This window comes from Pseudomonas sp. R5-89-07 (assembly GCF_003851685.1).
Lineage (GTDB): Bacteria > Pseudomonadota > Gammaproteobacteria > Pseudomonadales > Pseudomonadaceae > Aquipseudomonas.
Map to the genome: position 1 here is coordinate 786,451 of NZ_CP027727.1, position 11,110 is coordinate 797,560.

Below are 11,110 nucleotides of genomic sequence, written 5' to 3' on the forward strand. Positions count from 1 at the left end.
ATATAGAACCATTTTTCAGGAGCCCTGCATGAGCCTTATCCAGCATTTGATCAACGGCGAGTTGGTTAACGACAGCGGTCGCAGCGCCGACGTGTACAACCCGTCCACTGGCCAGGTGATTCACCAGGTGCCGTTGGCCAGTCGCGAAACCATTCAACAGGCGATCGACTCGGCCAAGGCCGCGTTCCCGGCCTGGCGCAATACGCCGCCGGCCAAACGTGCCCAGGTGATGTTCCGTTTCAAGCAGTTGCTGGAGCAGAACGAGGCGCGCATCTCGCAGTTGATCAGCGAAGAGCACGGCAAGACATTGGAAGATGCTGCCGGTGAGCTCAAGCGTGGCATCGAGAACGTGGAGTACGCGTGCTCGGCGCCGGAGATTCTCAAAGGCGAATACAGCCGCAATGTGGGCCCGAATATTGATGCCTGGTCGGATTTTCAGCCGCTGGGCGTAGTGGCGGGCATTACGCCGTTCAACTTCCCGGCGATGGTGCCGCTGTGGATGTATCCGCTGGCGATCGTATGCGGTAACTGCTTCATTCTCAAACCGTCCGAGCGTGACCCGAGTTCGACGCTGCTGATCGCACAGTTGCTGCAGGAAGCGGGTTTGCCCAAGGGCGTACTGAGCGTGGTGCATGGTGACAAAGGTGCGGTGGATGCATTGATCGAAGCACCTGAAGTCAAGGCGCTTAGCTTTGTAGGATCGACGCCGATTGCCGAGTACATCTATTCCGAAGCGACCAGGCGCGGCAAGCGCGTGCAGGCACTGGGCGGGGCGAAGAACCACGCGGTGTTGATGCCGGACGCGGACCTGGATAACGCAGTCAGTGCCTTGATGGGCGCGGCGTATGGATCTTGCGGTGAGCGCTGCATGGCGATCTCGGTGGCCGTATGCGTGGGCGACCAGGTGGCAGATGCGTTGATTGCCAAGCTGGTGCCGCAGGTCAAGGCGCTGAAGATCGGCGCGGGCACAACCTGTGGACTGGATATGGGGCCATTGGTGACAGGGCAGGCCCGGGACAAGGTCAGTGGTTATATAGAGGACGGTGTGTCGGCGGGGGCAAAGCTGGTCGTCGATGGCCGTGGCTTGAGCGTTGCCGGGCATGAGGAAGGATTCTTCCTCGGTGGCAGCCTGTTTGATCGCGTCACCCCTGAGATGCGTATCTATAAGGAAGAGATCTTCGGGCCGGTGTTGTGCGTGGTGCGGGTGGACAGCCTGGAAGCGGCGATGCAACTGATCAACGATCATGAGTATGGCAACGGCACCTGCATCTTCACCCGTGATGGTGAGGCGGCACGTCTGTTTTGTGATGAGATCGAAGTCGGCATGGTGGGGGTTAACGTTCCACTGCCGGTGCCAGTGGCTTATCACAGCTTTGGTGGCTGGAAACGTTCGCTATTTGGCGACTTGCATGCCTATGGGCCGGATGGGGTGCGTTTCTATACGCGTCGCAAGGCGATCACCCAGCGTTGGCCTCAGCGGGCCAGCCATGAAGCGTCGCAGTTCGCTTTCCCTAGCCTGTAAGGCTGGGTAAGTAAAAGGCCGGCCCCTTGGGGGCCGGCCTTTGCGTTTCTGGGGCTTTTTGACTTATATGACAGAAATGTGAAAAAGAAGGTTGACGGCAGATTCTGAAAGCCTATAATTCGCCCCACTTCCGGCGCAGTCGAAACGGAAAACTCCTTGGTAAACAATGAGTTAAGTAGGTTTCAGCAGCAGGGTGCTTCAGTTCATCGAAGCCAAAAGGAAGTTGAAAAAGAGGTGTTGACAGCAGCGTGTAACGCTGTAGAATTCGCCTCCCGCTTACGAGAGATCGCAAGCGCAAGTGGTTGAAGTTGTTGAAGAAATCTTCGAAAACTTCTGAAAATAACCACTTGACAGCAAATGAGGCTGCTGTAGAATGCGCGCCTCGGTTGAGACGAAAGATCTTAACCAGCCGCTCTTTAACAACTGAATCAAGCAATTCGTGTGGGTGCTTGTGGAGTCAGACTGATAGTCAACAAGATTATCAGCATCACAAGTTACTCCGCGAGAAATCAAAGATGTAACCAACGATTGCTGAGCCAAGTTTAGGGTTTCTTAAAAACCCAAAGATGTTTGAACTGAAGAGTTTGATCATGGCTCAGATTGAACGCTGGCGGCAGGCCTAACACATGCAAGTCGAGCGGTAGAGAGAAGCTTGCTTCTCTTGAGAGCGGCGGACGGGTGAGTAATGCCTAGGAATCTGCCTGGTAGTGGGGGATAACGTTCGGAAACGGACGCTAATACCGCATACGTCCTACGGGAGAAAGCAGGGGACCTTCGGGCCTTGCGCTATCAGATGAGCCTAGGTCGGATTAGCTAGTTGGTGAGGTAATGGCTCACCAAGGCGACGATCCGTAACTGGTCTGAGAGGATGATCAGTCACACTGGAACTGAGACACGGTCCAGACTCCTACGGGAGGCAGCAGTGGGGAATATTGGACAATGGGCGAAAGCCTGATCCAGCCATGCCGCGTGTGTGAAGAAGGTCTTCGGATTGTAAAGCACTTTAAGTTGGGAGGAAGGGCAGTTACTTAATACGTGATTGTTTTGACGTTACCGACAGAATAAGCACCGGCTAACTCTGTGCCAGCAGCCGCGGTAATACAGAGGGTGCAAGCGTTAATCGGAATTACTGGGCGTAAAGCGCGCGTAGGTGGTTTGTTAAGTTGGATGTGAAATCCCCGGGCTCAACCTGGGAACTGCATTCAAAACTGACTGACTAGAGTGTGGTAGAGGGTGGTGGAATTTCCTGTGTAGCGGTGAAATGCGTAGATATAGGAAGGAACACCAGTGGCGAAGGCGACCACCTGGACCAACACTGACACTGAGGTGCGAAAGCGTGGGGAGCAAACAGGATTAGATACCCTGGTAGTCCACGCCGTAAACGATGTCAACTAGCCGTTGGGAGCCTTGAGCTCTTAGTGGCGCAGCTAACGCATTAAGTTGACCGCCTGGGGAGTACGGCCGCAAGGTTAAAACTCAAATGAATTGACGGGGGCCCGCACAAGCGGTGGAGCATGTGGTTTAATTCGAAGCAACGCGAAGAACCTTACCAGGCCTTGACATCCAATGAACTTTCCAGAGATGGATTGGTGCCTTCGGGAACATTGAGACAGGTGCTGCATGGCTGTCGTCAGCTCGTGTCGTGAGATGTTGGGTTAAGTCCCGTAACGAGCGCAACCCTTGTCCTTAGTTACCAGCACGTAATGGTGGGCACTCTAAGGAGACTGCCGGTGACAAACCGGAGGAAGGTGGGGATGACGTCAAGTCATCATGGCCCTTACGGCCTGGGCTACACACGTGCTACAATGGTCGGTACAGAGGGTTGCCAAGCCGCGAGGTGGAGCTAATCCCACAAAACCGATCGTAGTCCGGATCGCAGTCTGCAACTCGACTGCGTGAAGTCGGAATCGCTAGTAATCGCGAATCAGAATGTCGCGGTGAATACGTTCCCGGGCCTTGTACACACCGCCCGTCACACCATGGGAGTGGGTTGCACCAGAAGTAGCTAGTCTAACCTTCGGGAGGACGGTTACCACGGTGTGATTCATGACTGGGGTGAAGTCGTAACAAGGTAGCCGTAGGGGAACCTGCGGCTGGATCACCTCCTTAATCGACGACATCAGCTGCTCCATAAGTTCCCACACGAATTGCTTGATTCATTGAAGAAGACGAAAGAAGCAGCCCGAAATTGGGTCTGTAGCTCAGTTGGTTAGAGCGCACCCCTGATAAGGGTGAGGTCGGCAGTTCGAATCTGCCCAGACCCACCAATTTTGTGTGGGAAACGCCTGTAGAAATACGGGGCCATAGCTCAGCTGGGAGAGCGCCTGCCTTGCACGCAGGAGGTCAACGGTTCGATCCCGTTTGGCTCCACCACTACTGCTTCTGTCGGTATAAAGCTTAGAAATGAGCATTCCATCGTTGTGATGGTGAATGTTGATTTCTAGTCTTTGACTAGTTCGTTCTTTAAAAATTTGGGTATGTGATAGAAAGATAGACTGAACGTTACTTTCACTGGTAACGGATCAGGCTAAGGTAAAATTTGTGAGTTCTCTTAACTGAGAAATTCGAATTTTCGGCGAATGTTGTCTTCACAGTATAACCAGATTGCTTGGGGTTATATGGTCAAGTGAAGAAGCGCATACGGTGGATGCCTTGGCAGTCAGAGGCGATGAAAGACGTGGTAGCCTGCGAAAAGCTTCGGGGAGTCGGCAAACAGACTTTGATCCGGAGATGTCTGAATGGGGGAACCCAGCCATCATAAGATGGTTACCTTACACTGAATACATAGGTGTATGGAGCGAACCAGGGGAACTGAAACATCTAAGTACCCTGAGGAAAAGAAATCAACCGAGATTCCCTTAGTAGTGGCGAGCGAACGGGGACTAGCCCTTAAGTGGCTTTGAGATTAGCGGAACGCTCTGGAAAGTGCGGCCATAGTGGGTGATAGCCCTGTACGCGAAAATCTCTTAGTCATGAAATCGAGTAGGACGGAGCACGAGAAACTTTGTCTGAATATGGGGGGACCATCCTCCAAGGCTAAATACTACTGACTGACCGATAGTGAACTAGTACCGTGAGGGAAAGGCGAAAAGAACCCCGGAGAGGGGAGTGAAATAGATCCTGAAACCGTATGCGTACAAGCAGTGGGAGCCCACTTTGTTGGGTGACTGCGTACCTTTTGTATAATGGGTCAGCGACTTATTTTCAGTGGCGAGCTTAACCGAATAGGGGAGGCGTAGCGAAAGCGAGTCTTAATAGGGCGTCTAGTCGCTGGGAATAGACCCGAAACCGGGCGATCTATCCATGGGCAGGTTGAAGGTTGGGTAACACTAACTGGAGGACCGAACCGACTACCGTTGAAAAGTTAGCGGATGACCTGTGGATCGGAGTGAAAGGCTAATCAAGCTCGGAGATAGCTGGTTCTCCTCGAAAGCTATTTAGGTAGCGCCTCATGTATCACTGTAGGGGGTAGAGCACTGTTTCGGCTAGGGGGTCATCCCGACTTACCAAACCGATGCAAACTCCGAATACCTACAAGTGCCGAGCATGGGAGACACACGGCGGGTGCTAACGTCCGTCGTGAAAAGGGAAACAACCCAGACCGTCAGCTAAGGTCCCAAAGTTATGGTTAAGTGGGAAACGATGTGGGAAGGCTTAGACAGCTAGGAGGTTGGCTTAGAAGCAGCCACCCTTTAAAGAAAGCGTAATAGCTCACTAGTCGAGTCGGCCTGCGCGGAAGATGTAACGGGGCTCAAACCATACACCGAAGCTACGGGTATCACGTAAGTGATGCGGTAGAGGAGCGTTCTGTAAGCCTGTGAAGGTGAGTTGAGAAGCTTGCTGGAGGTATCAGAAGTGCGAATGCTGACATGAGTAACGACAATGGGTGTGAAAAACACCCACGCCGAAAGACCAAGGTTTCCTGCGCAACGTTAATCGACGCAGGGTTAGTCGGTCCCTAAGGCGAGGCTGAAAAGCGTAGTCGATGGAAAACAGGTTAATATTCCTGTACTTCTGGTTATTGCGATGGAGGGACGGAGAAGGCTAGGCCAGCTTGGCGTTGGTTGTCCAAGTTTAAGGTGGTAGGCTGGAATCTTAGGTAAATCCGGGATTCTAAGGCCGAGAGCTGATGACGAGTCATCTTTTAGATGACGAAGTGGTTGATGCCATGCTTCCAAGAAAAGCTTCTAAGCTTCAGGTAACCAGGAACCGTACCCCAAACCGACACAGGTGGTTGGGTAGAGAATACCAAGGCGCTTGAGAGAACTCGGGTGAAGGAACTAGGCAAAATGGCACCGTAACTTCGGGAGAAGGTGCGCCGGTGAGGGTGAAGGACTTGCTCCGTAAGCTCATGCCGGTCGAAGATACCAGGCCGCTGCGACTGTTTATTAAAAACACAGCACTCTGCAAACACGAAAGTGGACGTATAGGGTGTGACGCCTGCCCGGTGCCGGAAGGTTAATTGATGGGGTTAGCTAACGCGAAGCTCTTGATCGAAGCCCCGGTAAACGGCGGCCGTAACTATAACGGTCCTAAGGTAGCGAAATTCCTTGTCGGGTAAGTTCCGACCTGCACGAATGGCGTAACGATGGCGGCGCTGTCTCCACCCGAGACTCAGTGAAATTGAAATCGCTGTGAAGATGCAGTGTATCCGCGGCTAGACGGAAAGACCCCGTGAACCTTTACTATAGCTTTGCACTGGACTTTGAATTTGCTTGTGTAGGATAGGTGGGAGGCTTTGAAGCGTGGACGCCAGTCTGCGTGGAGCCAACCTTGAAATACCACCCTGGCAACTTTGAGGTTCTAACTCAGGTCCGTTATCCGGATCGAGGACAGTGTATGGTGGGTAGTTTGACTGGGGCGGTCTCCTCCTAAAGAGTAACGGAGGAGTACGAAGGTGCGCTCAGACCGGTCGGAAATCGGTCGTAGAGTATAAAGGCAAAAGCGCGCTTGACTGCGAGACAGACACGTCGAGCAGGTACGAAAGTAGGTCTTAGTGATCCGGTGGTTCTGTATGGAAGGGCCATCGCTCAACGGATAAAAGGTACTCCGGGGATAACAGGCTGATACCGCCCAAGAGTTCATATCGACGGCGGTGTTTGGCACCTCGATGTCGGCTCATCACATCCTGGGGCTGAAGCCGGTCCCAAGGGTATGGCTGTTCGCCATTTAAAGTGGTACGCGAGCTGGGTTTAGAACGTCGTGAGACAGTTCGGTCCCTATCTGCCGTGGACGTTTGAGATTTGAGAGGGGCTGCTCCTAGTACGAGAGGACCGGAGTGGACGAACCTCTGGTGTTCCGGTTGTCACGCCAGTGGCATTGCCGGGTAGCTATGTTCGGAATAGATAACCGCTGAAAGCATCTAAGCGGGAAACTAGCCTCAAGATGAGATCTCACTGGAACCTTGAGTTCCCTGAAGGGCCGTCGAAGACTACGACGTTGATAGGTTGGGTGTGTAAGCGCTGTGAGGCGTTGAGCTAACCAATACTAATTGCCCGTGAGGCTTGACCATATAACACCCAAGCAATTTGCGTCGAAAGGCCAGATTGCGGTGTGTGAAGACGCAATGAACCGAAAGTTCGACGCTCGCAAAACACCGACTTCTATTACATACCCAATTTGCTGAAGCGAGGCCAGCTGGTCACGACTCAGTACCCGAATTTCTTGACGACCATAGAGCATTGGAACCACCTGATCCCATCCCGAACTCAGCAGTGAAACGATGCATCGCCGATGGTAGTGTGGGGTTTCCCCATGTGAGAGTAGGTCATCGTCAAGATTAAATTCCGAAACCCCAATTGCGAAAGCAGTTGGGGTTTTGTTTTGGGCGGTCGAAAATCACACCGCCTGCAGACTCCATTTTGCTCGCGAAGATCGTCAGCGCTATCCCAACAGCCCTGACAAATTTGCACAGTTATTTGTGAACCAGACCACTAGAATAGGCGCCTAACCTTTTTTAGAGCCCGAGCCCTATTTATGCCCGATCCGGTTGATGCCCTCGAGGTGTCGGACTTACCCCTGGACGACTTGGTGGCATGCCATGAGTGCGACCTGCTGATGCGCAAACCCGCGCTCGCCCTTGATGAGAAGGCTCATTGCCCGCGTTGCGGTTACGAGCTCTACGCTCACCGTCACAATGTCGTCGAGCGAAGCCTTGCCTTGGTGCTGGCTGCACTGCTGCTGTATATCCCTGCGAATTTTTTACCCATCATGCAGCTCAATCTACTCGGGCAGTCCTCGCAGGACACCGTCTGGAGCGGCGTAGTCGGCCTGTTCAATACCGGCATGCAAGGCGTCGCCATTGTGGTGTTCCTGTGCAGCATGGGCATTCCCCTGCTCAAATTGCTGTGCCAACTGGCTGTGCTGCTGAGCATCCGCTGGAATATCGGCCGCAGTTATGGATTGCTGTTCTACCGCATCTACCACCATATGAAAGACTGGGGGATGTTGGAGGTGTACCTGATGGGCGTACTGGTCGCACTGGTGAAGCTGGCTGATATGGCCTCCATTACGCTTGGCTTGGGCCTGGTCTGCTTTGTCAGTCTATTGATGGTTCAGATCCTGCTTGAGGTGGTCATGTCACCCCATCAGATCTGGCAAGCGTTGTCAGGAGAGGACGACCATGCGGGCAATTGATGCAGGCATTCTGGTTTGTACTGAATGCCACGAGTTGAACAAGCAGCAAGCCGAAGCCGATGAGCAACTCTGCACCCGTTGCGGTGCATTGATCCACGCACGTCGCCCCAATAGCCTCGTACGCACTTGGGCACTGCTGGTCACTGCGGCGATCTTGTATATCCCCGCCAACCTGCTGCCCATCATGACCGTCAACTCCCTCGGCCAAGGCGACCCCAGTACCATCATGTCCGGCGTGATCCAGCTGGTACAGCACGGCATGTTTCCGATTGCCGCTGTGGTGTTTATCGCCAGTATCCTGGTACCAACGTTTAAGCTGGTGGGTATCGGCCTGCTGCTGTTTTCGGTGCAGCGTCGTCAACCGCTGTCCGCGCAGCAGCGCATTCTGATGTACCGCTTCATCGAATTCATCGGACGCTGGTCCATGCTGGATATTTTCGTGATCGCCATCCTGGTGGCGGTCGTAAACTTTGGGCGACTTGCCAGTGTCGAAGCCAATCTCGGCGCTGCAGCGTTCGCCAGTGTGGTGATCTTGACGATGCTTGCCGCAGTAACCTTCGATCCCCGACTGATTTGGGATAACACGGAGTCGGATGACGACCATGAGTGATTTGCCTAAAGCTAAAACCCGCCCTGCATCCAATTGGTCGGCCATCTGGGTATTGCCCCTGATTGCCCTGATCATCGGTGGCTGGCTGGGCTGGCGTGCCTACTCCCAGCAGGGTATCGAGATCCAGGTCCGCTTTGAAAGCGGCGAAGGTATCCAAGTCAACAAGACCGAAGTGGTCTACAAAGGCATGACGGTGGGTAAGGTCAAGGCCTTGGCTTTGGATGACGAAGGCAGCAATCGTGGAGTGATTGCCACCATCGAAATGAACAAGGATGTCGAACAGTATCTCAAGACCAATACTCGCTTCTGGCTGGTCAAGCCCAGCGTCAGCCTCGCGGGCATCACTGGCCTGGAAACCCTGGTCTCGGGCAACTACATCGCCGCGAGCCCAGGCGATGGTGAGCCCACCCGCAAGTTCAAGGCACTCTCCGAAGAGCCGCCGTTATCCGACGCCAAGCCCGGCCTGCACCTGACCCTCAAGGCCGATCGCCTGGGTTCGCTGAACCGTGGCAGCCCGGTGTTCTACAAGCAGATCCAGGTCGGTCAGGTCAAAAGCTACCTGCTGTCTGAAGACCAAAGTACCGTCGAGATCAAGGTCTATATCGAACCGACCTACGCCAACCTGGTACGCAAACATACGCGCTTCTGGAACGCCAGCGGCATCAGCATCGACGCCAACCTGTCCGGTGTGAAGGTGCGCAGCGAATCCCTCTCCAGCATCGTCGCCGGGGGCATTGCGTTCGCCACGCCGGAAAATCGCAAGGACAGTCCGCCCACCGACCCGAGCCTGCCTTTCCGCTTGTACGAAGATTTCGACGCCGCCGCCGCAGGCATCAAGGTCAAGGTCAAGCTTGCCGACTTCGAAGGCCTGCAGGCTGGACGTACGCCCGTGATGTACAAAGGTATCCAGGTCGGCAGCCTGAAAACCCTGAAGATCGACCCCGACCTGTCCAGCGCCAGCGCTGAATTGACCCTCGACCCATTGGCCGAAGACTACCTGGTTCAGGACACGCAGTTCTGGGTGGTCAAGCCGTCCATCTCCCTGGCCGGTATTACTGGCCTTGAGGCCTTGGTCAAAGGTAACTACATCGCCATCCGCCCCGGTGATAAAGGCACCCCGCCGCAACGTGAGTACGTGGCCCGCGCCAAGGCCCCGCCGTTGGACCTGCGCTCCCCGGGCCTGCACATGGTGTTGCTTACCGACAACCTGGGCTCGCTGGATGTCGGCAGCCCGATTCTGTACAAGCAGGTCAAGGTCGGTTCGGTGCAGAGCTACCAGTTTTCACGCAAGAAAAAGCAATTGGTGATCGGGGTTCATATCGAGAAAGAGTATGAAGGCCTGGTCAATGGTTCGACGCGTTTCTGGAATGCCAGCGGTGTCACCCTCACTGGCGGGCTTACCGGCGGTATCCAGGTGAAAAGTGAATCCCTGGCCAGCCTGATGGCCGGCGGTATCGCCTTCGAAACGCCGGAACCGAATGTGCCGCTGAAAAGACGCATCCCCCGTTTCCGCTTGTTCGCCGATCGTGACGCTGCCAATCAACATGGCACGCTGGTCACCATCAAGGTCGATCGCGCCGACGGCTTGAGCCCAGGCACGCCGGTGCGCTTCAAAGGCCTGGATGTGGGCAAGATTGAGAGCGTAGACCTGAGTGCCGACATGCAATCGGTGCTGCTCAAGGCGCGTATCACCCAAGTGGCCGACCGCATTGCGCGGGTTGGCAGCCAGTTCTGGGTGGTCAAGCCTGAGCTGGGCCTGATGAAGACGGCAAATCTGGAAACTCTGGTCACCGGTCAATACATCGAAGTGCAGCCGGCTGCGAAAAACGCCGGCCCGCAGAAGAGTTTTGTCGCCCTTGCCCAGCCGCCGGAAGCCGTGCACCAGGAGGCGGGCCTGAGCCTGACACTCAGCGCCGCACGCCGTGGTTCGCTCAAGGAAGGCGTGCCGGTCACCTACCGTGAAGTTACCGTGGGCAAGGTCACCGGCTATGAGCTGGGGCAGACCGCCGACCGTGTATTGGTGCACATCCTGATCGAACCCAAGTACGCGCCGTTGGTACGCAGTGGCAGCCGCTTCTGGAACACCAGCGGCTTCGGACTCGACTTCGGCTTGTTCAAGGGCGCGACGGTGCGTACCGAGTCTCTGGAGACCCTGGTTGCCGGCGGCATTGCCTTTGCCACGCCTGATGGCGAACGCATGGGCAACCCGGCGCGCCCGCAGCAGACCTTTGCGCTGTTCGACAAGTTCGAGGACGAGTGGCTGACCTGGGCGCCCAAGATTCCGCTGGGCAAGTAGACCGAGGCGCAGCCATCGGGGGCAAGCCCCCTCCCACACTTTGAAT

At 54.9% G+C, this 11,110-nt stretch carries 4 protein-coding genes, 2 tRNA genes and 3 rRNA genes; all 9 read left to right on the top strand.

What is annotated here, in order from left to right; all coding sequences use genetic code 11:
* Positions 1-28: 28 nt before the first annotated feature.
* The 9 genes from C4J94_RS03400 (at position 29) to C4J94_RS03440 (ending at position 11,064) form a co-directional block, all read left to right on the top strand.
* The gene (locus tag C4J94_RS03400) at positions 29-1,522 is read left to right on the top strand and encodes a CoA-acylating methylmalonate-semialdehyde dehydrogenase (protein WP_124384982.1); all 1,494 of its coding nucleotides are present in this window, start codon (positions 29-31) and stop codon (positions 1,520-1,522) included.
* Positions 1,523-2,094: 572 nt separating this feature from the next.
* Positions 2,095-3,631, top strand: a 16S ribosomal RNA gene (locus tag C4J94_RS03405).
* Positions 3,632-3,712: 81 nt separating this feature from the next.
* Positions 3,713-3,789: transfer RNA gene (locus C4J94_RS03410), tRNA-Ile, on the top strand.
* Between the two features lie 30 nt (positions 3,790-3,819).
* A tRNA-Ala gene (locus C4J94_RS03415) sits at positions 3,820-3,895 on the top strand.
* A gap of 247 nt (positions 3,896-4,142) precedes the next feature.
* Positions 4,143-7,034: ribosomal RNA gene (locus C4J94_RS03420) — 23S ribosomal RNA — on the top strand.
* Positions 7,035-7,185: 151 nt separating this feature from the next.
* Positions 7,186-7,301, top strand: a 5S ribosomal RNA gene (gene rrf / locus C4J94_RS03425).
* Together the 16S, 23S and 5S rRNA genes with 2 tRNA genes alongside form the textbook arrangement of a ribosomal RNA operon.
* 197 nt (positions 7,302-7,498) lie before the next feature.
* Entirely contained in the window at positions 7,499-8,158 is a 660-nt protein-coding gene (locus C4J94_RS03430; RefSeq protein ID WP_124384983.1) for a paraquat-inducible protein A, read from the top strand.
* Positions 8,145-8,768 (top strand): paraquat-inducible protein A, encoded by a 624-nt coding sequence (locus C4J94_RS03435; RefSeq protein WP_124384984.1) that lies wholly within the window; start codon positions 8,145-8,147, stop codon positions 8,766-8,768. The genes C4J94_RS03430 and C4J94_RS03435 overlap by 14 nt, the downstream gene beginning before the upstream one ends.
* On the top strand, positions 8,761-11,064 hold the full coding sequence (locus tag C4J94_RS03440) for a PqiB family protein (RefSeq protein WP_124384985.1): 2,304 nt from the start codon (positions 8,761-8,763) through the stop codon (positions 11,062-11,064). Before C4J94_RS03435 ends, C4J94_RS03440 begins: the two co-directional genes overlap by 8 nt.
* Positions 11,065-11,110: the final 46 nt, after the last annotated feature.

Coding starts and splice junctions, on each gene's coding strand:
- C4J94_RS03400 (WP_124384982.1), top strand. CDS start 29: ATGAGCCTTATCCAGCATTTGATCAACGGCGAGTTGGTTAACGACAGC.
- C4J94_RS03430 (WP_124384983.1), top strand. CDS start 7,499: ATGCCCGATCCGGTTGATGCCCTCGAGGTGTCGGACTTACCCCTGGAC.
- C4J94_RS03435 (WP_124384984.1), top strand. CDS start 8,145: ATGCGGGCAATTGATGCAGGCATTCTGGTTTGTACTGAATGCCACGAG.
- C4J94_RS03440 (WP_124384985.1), top strand. CDS start 8,761: ATGAGTGATTTGCCTAAAGCTAAAACCCGCCCTGCATCCAATTGGTCG.